Origin of the sequence: Bacillus timonensis, assembly GCF_004799755.1 — a bacterium.
GTDB classification, from domain to species: domain Bacteria; phylum Bacillota; class Bacilli; order Bacillales; family Bacillaceae_L; genus Ferdinandcohnia; species Ferdinandcohnia timonensis_A.
In genome coordinates, this window is record NZ_SLUB01000008.1 from 66,002 (window position 1) to 82,956 (window position 16,955).

The 16,955-nt window shown below is 39.1% G+C and carries 20 protein-coding genes; 15 read left to right on the forward strand and 5 right to left on the reverse strand.

Annotated features, from left to right (window positions below):
• Nucleotides 1–134 precede the first annotated feature (134 nt).
• Nucleotides 135–1,706, reverse strand: coding sequence for a glucose PTS transporter subunit IIA (locus E1I69_RS06820; protein WP_136378853.1), 1,572 nt, complete (start codon nt 1,704–1,706; stop codon nt 135–137).
• Between the two features lie 142 nt (nt 1,707–1,848).
• On the opposite strand from E1I69_RS06820, the gene E1I69_RS06825 reads away from it, so the two are divergent.
• A complete protein-coding gene (locus E1I69_RS06825; protein ID WP_136378854.1) occupies nt 1,849–3,033 on the forward strand; it encodes a helix-turn-helix domain-containing protein in 1,185 nt (394 codons plus the stop codon).
• A 47-nt stretch (nt 3,034–3,080) separates the two neighbouring features.
• Here E1I69_RS06825 and E1I69_RS06830 read toward each other — a convergent pair whose 3' ends face one another.
• A complete protein-coding gene (locus E1I69_RS06830; protein WP_136378855.1) occupies nt 3,081–4,241 on the reverse strand; it encodes a M20 family metallopeptidase in 1,161 nt (386 codons plus the stop codon).
• A 198-nt stretch (nt 4,242–4,439) separates the two neighbouring features.
• On the opposite strand from E1I69_RS06830, the gene E1I69_RS06835 reads away from it, so the two are divergent.
• The 12 genes from E1I69_RS06835 to E1I69_RS06890 all read left to right on the forward strand — a co-directional run bounded on the left by E1I69_RS06835 (nt 4,440) and on the right by E1I69_RS06890 (nt 15,241).
• The gene (locus E1I69_RS06835) at nt 4,440–4,580 is read left to right on the forward strand and encodes a YjcZ family sporulation protein (RefSeq protein ID WP_136378856.1); all 141 of its coding nucleotides are present in this window, start codon (nt 4,440–4,442) and stop codon (nt 4,578–4,580) included.
• Between the two features lie 208 nt (nt 4,581–4,788).
• Nucleotides 4,789–5,709: an NAD(P)/FAD-dependent oxidoreductase gene (locus E1I69_RS06840; RefSeq protein WP_136378857.1), complete on the forward strand. Its 921-nt coding sequence runs from the start codon at nt 4,789–4,791 to the stop codon at nt 5,707–5,709.
• Nucleotides 5,710–5,820: 111 nt separating this feature from the next.
• Nucleotides 5,821–7,176 (forward strand): aspartate aminotransferase family protein, encoded by a 1,356-nt coding sequence (locus E1I69_RS06845; RefSeq protein WP_136378858.1) that lies wholly within the window; start codon nt 5,821–5,823, stop codon nt 7,174–7,176.
• 20 nt (nt 7,177–7,196) lie between these two features.
• Nucleotides 7,197–7,889: a CoA transferase subunit A gene (locus E1I69_RS06850; protein ID WP_136378922.1), complete on the forward strand. Its 693-nt coding sequence runs from the start codon at nt 7,197–7,199 to the stop codon at nt 7,887–7,889.
• Nucleotides 7,874–8,515 (forward strand): 3-oxoacid CoA-transferase subunit B, encoded by a 642-nt coding sequence (locus E1I69_RS06855; protein ID WP_136378859.1) that lies wholly within the window; start codon nt 7,874–7,876, stop codon nt 8,513–8,515. Before E1I69_RS06850 ends, E1I69_RS06855 begins: the two co-directional genes overlap by 16 nt.
• Before the next feature lie 14 nt (nt 8,516–8,529).
• The gene (locus E1I69_RS06860) at nt 8,530–9,801 is read left to right on the forward strand and encodes a peptidase (RefSeq protein ID WP_136378860.1); all 1,272 of its coding nucleotides are present in this window, start codon (nt 8,530–8,532) and stop codon (nt 9,799–9,801) included.
• A gap of 35 nt (nt 9,802–9,836) precedes the next feature.
• Nucleotides 9,837–10,694: a putative beta-lysine N-acetyltransferase gene (gene ablB / locus E1I69_RS06865; protein ID WP_165439149.1), complete on the forward strand. Its 858-nt coding sequence runs from the start codon at nt 9,837–9,839 to the stop codon at nt 10,692–10,694.
• Nucleotides 10,695–10,755: 61 nt separating this feature from the next.
• Complete coding sequence (locus E1I69_RS06870; RefSeq protein WP_136378862.1) at nt 10,756–12,129, forward strand: sigma-54 interaction domain-containing protein; 1,374 nt, start codon at nt 10,756–10,758, stop codon at nt 12,127–12,129.
• A gap of 72 nt (nt 12,130–12,201) precedes the next feature.
• The gene (ablA, locus tag E1I69_RS06875; protein ID WP_136378863.1) at nt 12,202–13,614 is read left to right on the forward strand and encodes a lysine 2,3-aminomutase; all 1,413 of its coding nucleotides are present in this window, start codon (nt 12,202–12,204) and stop codon (nt 13,612–13,614) included.
• Nucleotides 13,615–13,632: 18 nt separating this feature from the next.
• Nucleotides 13,633–13,905: a YokU family protein gene (locus E1I69_RS06880; RefSeq protein WP_136378864.1), complete on the forward strand. Its 273-nt coding sequence runs from the start codon at nt 13,633–13,635 to the stop codon at nt 13,903–13,905.
• Between the two features lie 66 nt (nt 13,906–13,971).
• Nucleotides 13,972–14,190, forward strand: coding sequence for a YozE family protein (locus E1I69_RS06885; protein ID WP_136378865.1), 219 nt, complete (start codon nt 13,972–13,974; stop codon nt 14,188–14,190).
• Nucleotides 14,191–14,548: 358 nt separating this feature from the next.
• Nucleotides 14,549–15,241: a hypothetical protein gene (locus E1I69_RS06890; protein ID WP_136378866.1), complete on the forward strand. Its 693-nt coding sequence runs from the start codon at nt 14,549–14,551 to the stop codon at nt 15,239–15,241.
• Here the strand turns inward: E1I69_RS06890 and E1I69_RS24605 are convergent.
• On the reverse strand, nt 15,238–15,435 hold the full coding sequence (locus E1I69_RS24605; RefSeq protein ID WP_136378867.1) for a hypothetical protein: 198 nt from the start codon (nt 15,433–15,435) through the stop codon (nt 15,238–15,240). The two genes, E1I69_RS06890 and E1I69_RS24605, sit on opposite strands and share 4 nt — an antisense overlap.
• A 146-nt stretch (nt 15,436–15,581) precedes the next feature.
• On the opposite strand from E1I69_RS24605, the gene E1I69_RS06900 reads away from it, so the two are divergent.
• Complete coding sequence (locus tag E1I69_RS06900; protein WP_083497256.1) at nt 15,582–15,752, forward strand: YozD family protein; 171 nt, start codon at nt 15,582–15,584, stop codon at nt 15,750–15,752.
• Nucleotides 15,753–15,807: 55 nt separating this feature from the next.
• On the opposite strand, the gene E1I69_RS24695 is transcribed toward E1I69_RS06900, so the two are convergent.
• Entirely contained in the window at nt 15,808–15,954 is a 147-nt protein-coding gene (locus E1I69_RS24695; protein ID WP_010281467.1) for a hypothetical protein, read from the reverse strand.
• 14 nt (nt 15,955–15,968) lie between these two features.
• Nucleotides 15,969–16,103 (reverse strand): hypothetical protein, encoded by a 135-nt coding sequence (locus E1I69_RS25195; protein WP_262983756.1) that lies wholly within the window; start codon nt 16,101–16,103, stop codon nt 15,969–15,971.
• Between the two features lie 130 nt (nt 16,104–16,233).
• On the opposite strand from E1I69_RS25195, the gene deoD reads away from it, so the two are divergent.
• Nucleotides 16,234–16,938 (forward strand): purine-nucleoside phosphorylase, encoded by a 705-nt coding sequence (gene deoD / locus E1I69_RS06905; protein WP_136378868.1) that lies wholly within the window; start codon nt 16,234–16,236, stop codon nt 16,936–16,938.
• Nucleotides 16,939–16,955 lie beyond the last annotated feature (17 nt).

A 16,955-nucleotide genomic window follows, 5' to 3' on the forward strand; every position in this document is an offset into this window, starting at 1 on the left:
GACTCATTTCTATGAACTAAAAAAGTAGATTAGTATTACAGTTTCGTTACAGGTAGATTACATCTTGTCTATCTTCCAATAACTAGAAAAAAGGATGATCCTCTTTTGATTAAGAGAACCATCCCGATTCGATTTTAAATATTCAATTGTAGTAAATCTTCTAACGTATTCACATTGCCCAAATTAGGAGCTTTTACATCTACATATTTTTCTGAATTCGTAATGACAATTGGAGTTGTCGTTTCAAACCCCGCTGCCTTGATTTGCTGTAAGTCAAAGGTAATCAGCAGATCTCCACGTTTCACATGGTCACCTTGCTTTACATGTGCTTGGTAATACTGACCTTTCAACTTTACGGTATCAATTCCGATACAAATTAAAATTTCAGCTCCGTCTTTTGATGTAACCCCAATGGCATGACCAGTAGGAAAGATAGTAGTGACAACTCCATCGACTGGAGACACGACTTTTCCATCTTCAGGTTCAATTGCAATTCCTTTTCCAACAGATTCAGTAGCAAATAGAGGCTCTTTGATCTCAGTTAATGGTACTACCTTACCGTGTAATGGGCTACTAATCTTCTCTGGTCTTACAATGATTAGATCATAATTATCTTTCGCTTTTTCTGTTTTTCCTTCAAATCCGAATACATAGGTGAAAATGAAACCTAATGCAAACGCAACAGCAATACCAATTAAAAATGGCAAGATAGGGGTGAAAGCTGGAATTGAAAGAACACTTGGTAGAACAAATGAATTCATTACAACACCTAGGCTTCCATTTATTGCTCCACCGACGGCTGCTGCGATTAAGACATAAACCATCGTTTTTTTATAGCGTAAAATAATTCCATAGTTGATCGCTTCAGTTGTTCCAGCTAAGGAACCTGGAACTATTCCGCTTGCAGCAAGTGCTTTTAAATCTTTGTCTTTCGTTTTCAAAAAGACAGCAATACCAATCCCGATTTGTGCAAATGGAGCTGCTGCAGCCATCCCGATAATTGGGTCTGGTCCTGTTGCAAGGTTTGCGATTGCTAGTGGAATGATTGTCCAATGTAAACCTGCAATTGTTAAGAATGTCCAAGCCCCTCCGAGAACGGCACCTGCTAATAAACCACTTTTATCACTTAGGAACGTGATTAATGTACCTAGACTTTCTCCTAATAATGTCCCGATAGGTCCAAATACGAGAAGGGTTAAAGGAACAATTATTACAAGAGATAGCAATGGATTCATAAATAATTGAATATCTTTATAAATGACTTTTTTCAACATTCTTTCTAGCCCTGCATAGGCAAAAATAGCCATAAAAATAGGGAAAACTGTTGACGAATAATCAGAAAGTAAAACAGGTAGTCCAAAAAATTCAAGTGAGTCAACACCATTTTCAACAAGATGAACAATTTCAGGACTTAAAATCGAAACACCAATAACTCCACCCACATAACCGTTTGCACCTAATTTTATTGCAATTGAGATCCCAAGAAATACAGGGAGAAAGTGGAATACGGCATCACCAGCTGCAGATAGAACGATGTATGAACCGTTTTCAATTGAAAGCCAATCAAACATGACAAGTACGGATAACATCGCTTTCAAAAGACCGGCACCGGCAAGAATTCCTATGATAGGAGCAAAGCTTCCGGAAATCACATCTAAAACCATTGCTAATTTTGATTGTTCTTTCTTTTTCGTTGTATGATTCATAGTAGTACCTCACAATTTTCTAAGATTATCAAACGTTTTCAAAAGAATTGCTTCTTGCATTATGATATTAGTATAATAAATACATCATGATACAATGTAGGATTATTTTGATAAAAATAGGACTTTTGTGAGGATAACTGTATTGGAAACATCTACTATTATTTCAACAACGATAAAATTACACTATATTACAGATTTAAATAGTTATGTATTGGATGAGAAGGGTTCGTATTTGTACAGTCAAGAACTGGTGCAATTGCCCATGTTTATCGAAGAAACGCGGGATGCAGCTTTTGGAACATTATCCAAAATGAGGGGGGATCAGGTCTATATTTTACATAATGAATGGGATTTGCAATTTTTTGGATATGCTCTTCATTATAATGGAATGAAATTTTGTATACTATTAGGCCCCTTTTATGAAAAAGCACCTGATTTTTTTAAGGTATCGAGAGAATATCATTTAACTCGAACGGAAAGTGAAGAATTGCGGAATGTTGCTAAAAAAATCTCGATTCTTACTGGAGAGAAAATTAAAAGCTTTACAAGTGTTTTACAGCAATTTCGAAGTTTGATGGACGAGACAGTTCCTGTAGCTATTGATTATACGATTAATCATGAGCGGAATGTCAGCCAATCAAGTAATGAGGAAATCAATCAACATGATTTGGTTGAATTACGATATAAAATCGAAAAGGATTTTCTGCGAGCGGTGGAAATGGGGAACAAAAAGCAAGCATTACAATTAATCAATTCAAATAATCTCTTATTTTCGTTTGCAGAGAGATTTCCAAATCAACCGATTAGAAGGTTGAAAAATAATTTAATTGTCTTGAATACATTACTACGAACGGCTGCAAGAAGAGGGCAAGTGGCATCTATTTTGGTACATCGAATTTCTGAGGACTATGCGCTTAAGATTGAAAAGGTTGATCGATTAGGAAAACTTTATCAAATCGAAGACCAGATGATTGGGGATTACTGTGATTTGGTGCACTCTCACTCCTTAAAACAGTACTCCATTATTATTCAAAAGGTCATTGAACATGTTACAAGCTACTACGATCAGCAACTAAATATTGAAAACCTTGCCGTGCAAAATGATGTAAATGTTAGTCATCTTTCACGGAAATTTAAGCAGGAGACAGGATATACAATAACTGGATTTCAGCAAATGCTTCGAATCAACCAGGCAAAATTTTTACTTGAAACAGAGAACCTCACGATTGAGGAAATTTCATGGATGGTGGGATACGACGATCCCTCTTATTTTACGAGAGTTTTTAAAAAGGAAACAGGTATGACACCGACACAATTTAGAAAATAAAAGGGACGATTCCATGACTAAGGGTGCCAAGAGAACCGTCCCTGTGGTTATTTATTCGCAAATTCTTTTTTTATCTTTTCTAGTAATTGTGGCTCGGTTAAAATTTTATAGCCTGTTAGGGCCATGGTTTTGGCACCGAGGATCATGGCTTCTTTTCCTTGGTTGCTTAAGGCAGCCTCTCGGAAACCGTGTGTGTGACATGCAAATGGTTCATCACATATTTTTATATACGGATGGATGGAAGGAACGACGTGGCTTACATTCCCCATATCTAGTGAACCACCTTCTGCGCGTTCGTGAATTTCCTCCGGATTCACTCCTAATTCAATTAATGTATCCGTAAAAGCGTCGGAAAAAGTTTCATTTGTCACCATGTCATCATAGGAAAATTCATAAAATGACCATTCCATTGTTGCACCTGTTTGTAGGGCAGCACCTTGGGCACATTTTTTTACTTTTTCCACGAGCTCGTTGACATAAGTACGAGAAGCAGCGCGGACATAGAATTGTGCCACTGCATAATCCGGTACGATATTTGCAGCTTTTCCACCTTCAGAAATAATTCCATGAATACGTGCGTCTGATGTAATATGCTGTCTTAATGCGTTGATGCTGCTAAATGTTTGGAGCACTGCATCAAGGGCATTGATTCCTTCGTGTGGGGCTGCTGCTGCATGTGCCGCTTTCCCGAAAAACTCAAATTGGATGGCATCCATAGCTAGGGATGCACCGCTTTTTTCGTAGTGGCTCAGCGGGTGGACCATCATGGCTACATCGAGTTGCTCGAATATACCTTGCTCTGCCATGGTTACTTTTCCACCTTTTGTTTCTTCAGCTGGCGTACCGTACACAATCACTTTTCCGCCAGTTTCATGAAGAACCTTTGACAAGCCAATTCCAGCCGCGATTCCCATTGTTCCGATTAAGTTGTGTCCGCAAGCATGGCCTAATTCGGGTAATGCATCATATTCTGACATGATTCCAATTGTTGCACCTGGTTTACCACTGTCAAATGTCGCTTCAAACGCAGTAGGAAGACCTGCAGTTCCAATTTCCACATTAAAATTTTGTTTTTTGAGTTCGTCGGTTAAAATTTTACACGCTTTAAATTCTTCATGACCAAGCTCAGGGTTTGCCCCAATATATGCACTGATTTCGTAAAAACGATCTTTATTTTCTTCGATAGCCGTTAGTATTTCTGGTTTCATAATGCCCCTGCTTTCTTTTTATAGGTTTTCTACGGATTATTATAAAACAATATGTATAAAAATACAATCAAACTCTTTGTCTACTATACTATTTTTATATAATAAATAAAAGTTAGGCAAAAATAGGCACTAGCACATACAGTACAACCCATAGGCTCATATCATACAGTGTAAAGAAAAAGAAAGGGAGATGACACTATGTACTACGGCGGATGCGGATGTTATGACGGATATGGGCATGGATATGGATATGGTGGTTATGGCTATCACCATGGCTTTGTATTAATTGTCGTACTATTTATCTTATTAATTATTGTTGGAGCTTCTTGGGTACGTTAAAAATATACAAAGCAATGAATAGAGAGGTTCCTTTCACTAAAAGTGAAGGGAGCCATTTTTATTTGTGATAGCAATAAAATGTAAACTACTATTGAAAAGTGTACGAAGGTTTATCATAAAAACATTATGTTAACCGGGTGTTTTTTTGAATAGAATATTACCCTCAAAACAAATGATAAAAGGTACATGTCTTTATTGAGGTGAGAGAATGGATAATCAATACGATGTCATCATTATTGGTGGGGGAATTGCTGGTTTACAGGCAGCGATTCAACTTGGAAGGTATAAACATAGAATCGCCGTCATTGATTCAAATGATGGTCGTTCCACAATTTGTAGAAACTACCACAACATCTTAGGCTGGCCAGATGGAGTCAGTGGGGAAACATTAAGAAATCTAGGGAAAATGCATGCTGAACGTTACGGTGTTTCGTTTATTCAAAATGAAGTAGTAAACATCGATAAAAACCAAGATACTTTTCAACTCCAATGTCGGGGTGGCGATGCATTTTTAGCAAAACGATTACTACTTGCAACCGGCGTAAAGGACAATATTCCTGCCATTAAAAACATTTATAAATGCCTTGGTCTAACTGTCTATGTATGTCCTGATTGTGACGGCTATGAAGTCGTTGATAAGCATGTGATAGTTATCGGTTCTGGGAAAACCGGGGCGAATATGGCACTGACGTTATCCTATTTTACAAGAAATATTACCTTCATCAATCATGACTGGAGTAACTTAGACCATGAAGTGATGTTGAAGTTGGAGGAAAAGGAGATTACTCATATCCAAGATGAAGTGGAGGAGATTTTACTTGATGAAAAAACCTCTGATTTTAAAGGGGTACGCTTGAAAAGCGGCAAAATCATGGAAGGAGAACGTGGATTTTTGGCGTTTGGGGGAAACGAGGTCCGCTCAGAACTTGCTACCCAGCTCGGTATTGAACGTTTAGAAAATAAACATATCGTCGTAGATCCAAGAACCAAAATGACAAATATTAAGCATGTGTGGGCAGCTGGAGATATAGCGGTTCATTCCGAGCAAACCACAATCGCCATGGGAGATGGTATGCAGGCAGCTATTTGGATTCATAAAAGCCTTTTGGATGAAAAAACCTCCGAATAACGAAATTATCATTCTATACATACATATGATGTAATAATAGGCTTTTTAATTATTTAAACGCTTACATTTTAAGCTGCTCGGCAATACCATTTTTGGCGAGGAGGGTTCGTAATGGACGAAACCCGCTTGATAAAACCTTTATTGGATAAGGATTATCCGATGATCAGCCATGGTGATGGAATCTATTTATATGATACAAACGGTAAAAGATACATCGACGGATCATCAGGGGCCATCACGGCAAGTATCGGTCATGGAGTCAAGGAAATCATTGAAGAAATTGAAAAACAGGCTCACAAAATATCATTTGTATACAGGTCACAATTCACAAGTGAGCCCGCTGAACAATTAGCCAAAAAACTAAGTGACTTAGCAAAAGGCGGTGAATACTGGTCTTTTTTTGTGAACAGCGGTTCTGAGGCTACAGAGACCGCAATGAAAATTGCCATTCAATATTGGCAGGAAAAAGGCATTAAAGGAAAAAACAAAATTTTATCCCGCTGGATGAGTTATCACGGAATCACGATCGGTGCGCTTTCTATGTCCGGACATAGCGGAAGAAGAGCCCGCTTCGTTCCTTTATTAGAGGACTTCCCAACCATTCATCCACCGTATTGTTTCCGGTGTCCATTTAATGCCACATTTCCGTCCTGTAACCATATGTGTGCAACAGAGTTGGAACAGGCAATCAATCGGATTGGTGCGGAACATATTGCAGCCTTTATCGCCGAACCAATTATCGGTGCAGCAGGTGGGGCGATTGTCCCGCCTGAAGGCTATTATCAAGTCATTAAAGAAATTTGCGAAAAGCATGACATTTTATTTATCGCCGACGAGGTCATGACCGGTATGGGGCGTACCGGTAAAATGTTTGCCCTTGAGCATTGGGATACTGAGGCTGACATCATAGCCCTCGGTAAAGGGATGAGTGCAGGCTACACACCAGTTGCTGCGACCCTCGTAAGTGAAAAGGTAATGGAACCCATACAGAAGGGGTCAAAGCTCATCATGAGTGGACACACCTATAGTGCAAACCCTCAATCTGCAGCAGTTGCTTTAGCGGTTGTTGATTACATCGAGACTCATCATCTCGTTGAAAAATCTGAGAAACAAGGAAAATATCTCATTACAAAACTACAAGAATTACAAAATAACCATCCAATTATAGGTGATGTTCGCGGAAAAGGACTGATGTGTGGGATTGAGTTTGTGTCAGATATGATTACTAAATTTCCTTTTAAAAAGGAGATTGATCTAACGTCACTTATAGTTTCTCAAGGGCAGCATAATGGTCTTCTCTTATATCCAGCAGCTGCTGGGATCGAAGGTATTGGTGGTGATGCCGTCCTTGTTGCTCCACCACTAACAATCACAAGAAATCAAGTCGATGAGCTAATCGAACTCCTTGATCAAACATTAAAGGATGTGGAAATGGAACTAAGGAATAATGGTGTCATATCAGCATAATATGGAGGTGTCATAGATTGATTGAAAATCGCTACAATAAAATTTCAACTCTAGAAGAGGCACTCGAACGTATCAATGATGGAACAACCGTAATGTTTGGGGGCTTTGGTGGGATAGGAAGCCCCCCGACTCTCATTGATGGGTTACTTGAGAAAAATGTCAGAGATTTGACTTTGATAGGAAATGACACGGGTTTTCCAAACATTGGAATTGGAAAACTCGTAAGCCGCGGTCATGCAAAAAAATGCATTGTCTCCCATATTGGTTCAAACCCGGTTGCAGGACAATTAATGACGGAAGGAAAAATGGAAATTGAATTTTCCCCACAAGGGACGCTTGCGGAACGAATTCGTGCAGGTGGAGTAGGACTTGGTGGTATTTTAGTAGATGTAGGTATTGATAATGAAATTGTATCAAATGGGAAACAAATCATTCACGTTGACGGTACAGATTATCTTTTAGAAAAGCCACTAACTGCTGATGTTTCCATTATTTTTGCGAAAAAGGCCGATCCATTTGGAAACCTTGTCTATGACAAAAGTGCTCGAAATATGAATCCGCTTGTGGCAATGGCAGGTAAATTCACGATAGCCGAGGTTGAAGAAATTGTTCCACTTTCTGAACTTGACCCAGAGGAAATTGTGACGCCTGGAATTTATGTCGATATGATCATCGAAAGCAGAGGGGTGAATTGGAAATGGGTATGGGAGTAGATATTCGCAACGCAATCGCCAAGAGAGCAGCCCAAGAGATTAAAGATGGAATGATTGTGAATTTAGGAATAGGGATTCCTTCCCTCGTTCCAAATCACCTACCTGCTGGCATAAATGTCATGATCCATGCAGAAAACGGCATTTTAGGGATTGGTCCAAGCCCAGAAAAGGGTTGTGAAGACGAGAATCTTTGCAATGCTGCCGGATACCCAGTCACAACAGCAATCGGTTCTTCCTATTTTGATAGTTCAATTGCTTTTGGCATGATTCGTCGCGGGTATATTGATATCACCATTTTAGGCTCGCTTCAGGTCAGCGAAAAAGGTGACCTCGCTAACTGGATTGTTCCAGGCAAACGCGTTCCAGGTATGGGCGGAGCAATGGAGCTAGCACAAAAAGCGAAGAAAGTCATTGTCTTAATGAATCATATCGACAAGCATGGAAACTCCAAAATTGTCAAGGAATGCAGTCTTCCACTCACCTCGAAAAGCTGTGTCAATCTCATCATCACCGATATGGCTGTAATTGAGGTGAAGGAAGATGGCCTTCATTTACTTGAAGTAATGGCTCCTTTTACAGTCGAAGATGTCGTCAAAAATACAAGTGCCGAATTGCAACTTTCCTAAGGGAGGAGAAATGTGTGGGTAACAATAACGCGAAAGTAAAAAAGTGGATACAAGAAAACAAGAACAAGGGGATACGTCTTTTAAAAAAGCTCGTTCAAGAACCGAGTCTCCAAGGGAATGAAAGGTCCTCACAAGCAATTATTATAGAAAAGTGCCGCCAGCTAGGGATGGAGATTGATATCTGGGAACCAAATGGTGCAGAACTGCTAAAGCATCCTTATTTCGTATCACCACGAACCACTTTTCTCGATAGCCCCAATGTTGTCGGTGTCCTTAAAGGGACAGGAGGTGGGAAATCGCTTCTTTTAAATGGTCATATTGATGTCGTACCAGAAGGTGATATTACCCAATGGGAGATGGATCCCTATTCTGCTGAAGTGAAGGATGGAAAATTATATGGGCGTGGCTCCACCGATATGAAGGGTGGGAATGTAGCACTCCTTTTAGCAATTCAAGCCATCAAGGATTCAGGTATTCAATTAAAAGGTGATGTCATCTTTCAAAGTGTGATTGAAGAGGAAAGTGGTGGCGCTGGCACCCTTGCGACCATTTTAAGAGGATATAAAGCAGATGGGGCAATTATCCCGGAACCGACAAATATGAAGATATTTCCAAAACAACAAGGTTCCCAATGGTTTAAAATTGATATTTATGGTCGGATTGCACATGGCGGCACAAGGTATGAAGGTGTTAGTGCTATCGAAAAAGCGATGACCGTTATCAATCATCTGTTAAAACTTGAAATGATTCGCAATGGTGCAATCAATGATCCTTTATATAAAAATACACCGATTCCTGTTCCGATCAATATTGGGAAAATTCATGGGGGAACATGGCCATCCTCTGTTCCGGACGTTGTCACAATTGAGGGGCGAATGGGAGTTGCACCAGAAGAAACAATTGACCACGCAAAAGCTGACATGCAACAATGGCTGAAAAAATTAGCCGAGATTGATAAATGGTTTGAGGAACATCCAGTTGAACTTGAATGGTTTGGTGCACGATGGGTACCAGGCACGATTGAACCCGACCATGAACTTATGAATCTTTTAAAAAATAGCTTTAAACAGGTGAAAGGGAAAGACCCCATTATTGAAGCATCCCCATGGGGCACAGACGGTGGGTTGTTAACAGCGGTAGGCAATATCCCAACAATCGTCTTTGGTCCTGGAACAACTGAGGTTGCCCATTATCCAAATGAATATATTGAACTTGAGCGAATGTTTGAAACGGCAGAAATTATCGCGCAAACGATTCTAGCATGGTGTGAAGTTTCAGAAGATTAATGATATGATGATAAAAACGATTTTAAGGAGGTTTGATGTTGTCAGTTCAGAAGTATAGTGAACAAAAACAAATAAACGCCGCTACATATCAAGCAAGCATTGTCATAGATTATTTTAATCGCAGGCTCAGAGTATTAGAATATCGGGGGAATCTATTTTCTCTTATTGATGAAGTTTACGAGATTGCCGTACAGCACTCCTTTGAAAAAATCATTTACATGGCAAAGCGAGAGGACCTTCATTGTTTAATGGCTCAAGGTTACATGATCGAAGCAATGATTTCTAAATATTTTAATGGCAGTGATGCTTATTTTGTAACCAAATACTTTACAAATGAAAGAAGAAACAGTGAAAAATGGATGGAAGAAGAAAAAATCATAACTGACATCTTACGCAATCCACAGGAAAACAAGCAAACAGACACCGACTTTTTAATCCGCAAAGCAACACCTAAAGACGCCGGGCAACTGGCCGCGTTATATAATACTGTGTTTCAAATCTATCCAACACCCTTAAACAACCCAGACTATATTCAGCAAGTGATGAAGGAATCGACTATTTTCTATGTGGTCGAAGATAACGGTACGATTATAAGTGTTGCCTCAGCCGAAGTGAACAGAGCCTTTTACAATGCAGAACTCACCGACTGTGCGACGCTTGATGCCTATCGAAAACATGGTTTAATGAAAAAGCTTTTAGTTCAGCTTGAAAAAGAACTCATAAGCAATGGAATTTATTGTGCCTACTCGATTGCGAGAGCTCTTTCATATGGTATGAATAAAAGCTTTTGCCAGTTAGGATACACGTATACTGGCAGACTCACAAACAATTGTTATATTTTTGATAAAATTGAAGATATGAATGTGTGGGTAAGAGATTTAACGGAGAAATAATTAGCCGAATTTTCGGCGCCAAACGCCGGAATTTCATCATCCGATTAGGAGGTGGAGATGCATGCAAATCGGAGAAGAACTCGTCATCGCCATTTTAGATAGCATAGATGAAGCGATTCATGTTGTGAATGAGGAAGGAATCACCATCTTCTATAATCAGGTCGCAGCAGAGCATGATGGGCTTAGCCGCGAGGAGGTTCTTGGAAAACATCTTCTTGAGGTTTTTCCCTCCTTAAATGAAGACTCTAGTACTCTATTAAAAGTTATTCGCACAAAACAGCCGATTTTTCATCTCCCCCAAACCTATAAAAATAAATGGGGAAAGCTGATTGATACAGTGAATACGACCCTTCCGATTAAAATGAATGGTACCTTTATTGGGGCTGTCGAGATTGGAAAGGATTACTCTAAAATTAAAGATTTATCCAATAAATTAATGGACCTCCAATCAAAGGTTCGGGGTGTTTCAAAAAAGCCGAATGAAATTTACGGTGCTAAATACACCTTTCATGACATCCTGACGAAAAATGAGCGCTTCAATCATGTGAAGCAACAAGCAACCAAGGTTGCCAATTCTTCATCAACAGTCTTGGTTTATGGGGAGACTGGCACTGGAAAAGAACTTCTTGTTCAAGCGATTCACAATGAATCAGCACGAAAACAGGCACCCTTTATTGCCCAAAACTGTGCAGCCTTACCAGAAAGCTTATTAGAAAGCATTTTATTTGGAACCGTAAAAGGCAGTTATACAGGTGCGGTCGACCGTGCCGGGTTATTTGAAATTGCCCATGGTGGAACACTCTTTTTAGACGAAATCAATTCAATGCCACTCGAACTCCAATCACGATTACTTCGTGTACTTGAAGATGGCATGGTGCGCAGAATTGGCAGCCCGAAAGCCCTTCAAGTCGATGTCCGGGTGATTGTTGCATTAAATAAATATCCTTCGGAATGTGTGAAGGCAGGGGAATTACGGCCGGATTTGTATTACCGATTAAATGTTTTTTCACTTGAGATTCCACCATTACGTGAACGAATTGGAGATATCCCTTACTTAGTGGATCATTTTATCGGAATGTATAATCATAGCTTTCAAAAAACTGTTTCTAAAGTGGACGAAGGGGTTCTCGACCTTTTCGCGCGTTACAAATGGCCAGGAAATGTACGTGAGTTAAAGCATATTATCGAACATGCAATGATTATGGCAGAGGGTGAGAGCCTGACCAAGGAATTACTGCCAAATCATCTTGTTGAATCACATGCGATTGTCTCATTACCATCGTTAAGACCACTGCGTGAAGCTTTACAAGAAACGGAAACCACTTTAATTGAAGCGGCAATGAAAAAATCAGGCGGGAATATTAACAAGGCCGCAAAACTACTTGAAATCCCACGTCAAACCTTACAGTACAAATTACAAAAAAAGAAATTTTAATCCAAATCTCTTTTCTACTTTAAAAGTTGGCATGCAACTTGCATGTTAATCAAAGTAGGGAGGAGATTTTTTATGCAGATTAATTTATATAAGCCTCAGCGTCATTGGAAGGATATTGAATTATGGAAGGATGTAACAGAGGAGCAATGGAATGATTGGATTTGGCAATTAACCAATACCATTCGCACCATTGATGATTTACGTAAGGTCATAAACCTTACTCCAGAGGAAGAAGAGGGTGTCTTAATTTCGACAAAGACGATTCCTTTAAATATTACGCCTTATTATGCTTCGTTAATGAATCCAGATGATCCACGCTGTCCAATCCGGATGCAGTCAGTGCCAATTGGAAAGGAAATTTACAAGACAAAATACGATTTGGAGGATCCGCTGGAAGAAGACGAGGATTCCCCAGTCCCAGGGCTGACTCACCGATACCCAGACCGCGTCCTATTTTTAGTAACAAATCAATGTTCAATGTACTGCCGCTATTGTACGAGAAGACGATTTTCCGGCCAAATCGGCATGGGGGTGCCGAAAAAACAGCTAGATGCTGCAATCGGTTATATCGCGAACACGCCTGAAGTGCGAGACGTACTCATTTCCGGTGGTGATGGTTTACTTATCAATGACAACATCCTTGAGTATATATTGAAAAATTTACGGGAGATACCACATGTTGAAATCATTCGGATCGGAACGAGGGCTCCAGTCGTTTTCCCGCAACGAATTACTGAAAACCTGTGCAATATCTTAAAGAAATATCACCCAGTATGGTTGAATACCCATTTCAATACATCGATTGAGATTACAGAAGAAGCAAAGAAAGCATGTGAAATGTTGGTGAATGCTGGTGTTCCAGTCGGTAACCAATCCGTTATTTTAGCAGGTATTAATGACAGCGTGGAAATTATGAAAAAGCTGATGCATGATTTAGTGAAGATTAGAGTTCGTCCATATTATATTTATCAATGTGACTTATCTGAAGGCATTGGTCACTTTAGAGCGCCTGTTTCAAAGGGTTTGGAAATCATCGAGGGTCTTCGTGGTCACACTTCAGGCTATGCTGTGCCAACTTTCGTCGTCGATGCACCTGGTGGAGGCGGAAAAATTGCAGTTCAGCCGAATTATCTGCTTTCGCAAAGCCCGGAAAAAGTGGTGTTACGTAATTTTGAAGGAGTCATTACGACCTATCCAGAGCCAGAAAACTATGTAGCCGGCCGTGCAGACGCTTATTTTACAGAGCATGTCGGATCGCTCAATGATAAAAAATCGACTGCAGGTATAGCGGGGCTTCTAGGTGATGGATTCAACCTTGTCCCTGAAGGAATCAACCGAATTTCGCGGAGAAAGCAATACAATGAAGACCCAACACACAGCACATTAAAGGATAAACGCGATAAACGGGATGAGTTAAAAGAGAAAAAATACCAATCCACTTTGAAAAAAATGCAGGGAAATAAGGAAGAAGAGGCATCAAGCTAAAGATAGGAGGTCAAATCTTTGAAATGTATGTGGTGTGGATCGGAAAAAGCACGTGAAACAACGAATAGTGTGTTTTGGGAGCTTCCAGATGGAACACGTGCAATTGAAATTACAAAAACACCTAGTGTTAGGTGTGAAGCTTGCGGAATGGAATATCAAGAAGAAGATATCATTAATGAAATTGAAGACCAGCTTATGCTTATCGATACAAAAAAACTTTCAAAAGCAATTCAATACAAGGAACTCATGCAGATTCCCCGATTTTTGAAGCATAATTACTTTCGTTTTTAGTTGACAGGACAACATAACGTGATAAAATGACAAAAAAATGGTTCGAGAGAGTAGGATGTGGTTGTCATGGGGAAGTCATTTTATCATTATATTGTGAAGTTTCGTGCGGCGAAAGCGAAAGATGAGATTAGTCAATTTGCAAATGATGTTTATTTGGATCATAGCTTTCCAATTTATTCGAAGGATTACAATGAATTAAGCTCCTATTTAGAGCTAAACGGTCAATATTTAAAAAGTATGTCCATTTTTGATAAAGCGTGGGATCTTTATCAGAACGAAGATTAAAACTACAACCACCGTTTTCGGTGGTTTTTTAGTTTGATCCATCATTTTATTAAAATACTGTTGCTATCAAAAATTTACTGTCACTATTACAAAAGTACTGTCACTAATCAGATTTTACTGTCACTATTACAAAAATACTGTCACTATCCAGATTTACTGCCACTATCTTAATAATACTGCCACTAAATAAACGAAAAAATATACCTCTAAATCGAACGCATCACACCGACAAATTTTAGGCTCGCCAGCCCTTTATTTTTCTTTTCTCACAAGCCCTAATCCGATGCCGTTTTGCAAAAGACTTGCATATACTATCTCACACCCTTCAAATCGACATAATAGCTAAAGGGATGAGGACATGGATGGTAGAAGCAAAAAGCCAAAATATAAAATAGGGGATATCGTCGTTGTTACGTTATATGGAACAGTGGGTTCTGTAACAGATATCCGTAAGCTCGATGGGCATTTTCTTTATAAAGTAAATAAGGGCGAGGCATTCTATTCGGAATCGGCATTAACTTTACTTTCTGAATACAAAGCAAAGTCGATTGAATTCGAAAAAATTGAGATTGAATATAAATATTATTTTGGTGACCTTGTCTTTGTTCAGGGATATGAAAACGACGTATTTAAAATTGTTGGGATACACACGGAAATTTGGAGATACAAAGAGGGTGCATGGGAGGATGTGATTTACGAATTAGCTAGAGTGACAGATGGTGAGTGGCTCGAAGCGGGAGAAGATGAACTCACACTACTTGCAGACTTTGATCAAGCTGAAACATTCCTTCAAACGTATTCGCTGAAGTATTTTGTGAAAAAGAAAAACAAAAATGTGGGGATGTATGAAAATATGGATATCTATCGTAAATCCGAAAAAGATCATATGCGGATCAAAAAAGAGAAAAAAGAAATCATCGATGGCTTACTTGATGTTTACAACGACTACAAGATCCTGCACGAAATGTTCCAGGATCAGAAATATAAGGATGTTATGGATTTGGCGATGAAAAATCTTCAAAAATTTGAGTCTGGGAAAGGTAACGATTAACCCATGAAAAAAGCTTGCACAAGAACATAAAAGAAATAAGGGATCCCTAAAAATAAAATAGTTGAAAATAATCCTTTTGTTACTTTTCCTAACACTTTATCGAATCCATCTCCGTCAATAAATTCAAAGAATTTATTTGTCTTTTTAACTTCTTCTCTTACTGGGAATTTTACGAGAACGGTATGCTTTGTCATGTGAACCCCTCCATTAGGCTTGTCCAATCTTTATATTTCATCCTATGTATGAACACTCGTAATCATGACTAAAAAATAAAATACATACAAAACTGACATAGGTGATGATTTTAAAACATACACCTTAAGTAAAGGGGGCGATCATGCTGAAGGAAATTGAGGTTGTTATTGATACAGAGGAAATTGCAGAGTTTTTCTATAACGAACTTGTCCAAAGGGGATTTGCCCCAGGCGAGGAAGAGCTAGAGGAGCTAGCGGATATCACCTTCGAATATTTACTTTATAAATGTGTAATTGACGAAGAAAACGAAGACTAAGTACATATCAACGGTAATGGAAAAGGGCGCCCAAACGATGGACGCCTTTTTCCATTTACTCATTATGCCCTGGACCGTTTTTACGACCACCTGCAGCGGAAAATTCTTTTCCGTGTGCAATTTGCTCAGCTTCTATAGCTTCAGGTGGTGTATGATTGTTTTTCTTAGGTGCATTTATGCGGTTACGATTTTTTTTGCCCATTAAAATCCCTCCACTTATTTAGGTTGCATAAATCCTTCTTTTTCTTTTTTTGATGTATTAGGTGGATTACCAACACCCTTTGTTGTGTCAGTAGCATTTGCATAGTCAACAGCTTGTCGCAATTTTTTGCTCATCTTTTCTTTAGCCACGGTTGAAACCCCCTTAGGAATTAATACAACTATAGCTTTCCCCATATTTTTGCGTTCATGTCTATTTTTAAGTAGAATGTATTTGTGGTAAGATAGAAAAAGTGCAAGATTTTACATAGGAGGAACATGAATGAGTACACATATTGGTGCAAAGCAAGGGGATATCGCCGAAACGGTATTATTACCAGGAGATCCATTGCGTGCAAAATATATTGCAGAAACCTTTTTTGAAAATGTTACATGTTACAATGAAGTGCGAGGAATGCTCGGATTTACCGGTACATATAAAGGAAAGCGAGTATCTGTGCAAGGGACAGGAATGGGTGTTCCATCCATCTCCATATACATACATGAATTAATGAATGAATACGGTGTCCAAAACCTAATTCGCGTTGGTACTTGCGGTGCAATTCAGAAAGATGTAAAAGTGCGTGATGTTATTTTAGCGATGACGTCATCAACGAATTCTCAGATGAACCGCATCAACTTTGGAACAGTTGACTATGCGCCAACAGCTTCGTTTGATTTATTAAAAAAAGCGTATGATGTAGGTACTGAAAAAGGCCTTAAATTAAAAGTAGGAAATGTCTTCACAAGTGACGTATTTTACAACGATAATGCAGAATTAGAAAAATGGGCACAATACGGCATTCTTGCTGTAGAAATGGAAACAACTGCACTATACACATTAGCAGCGAAATTTGGTCGAAATGCATTATCTGTATTAACGGTCAGTGATCATATATTAACTGGAGAAGAAACAACAGCGGAAGAACGACAAACAACATTTAATGATATGATCGAGGTTGCTCTAGAGGCAGCATTAAAAGAGTAAAGGTAAGGGGAAAAGAT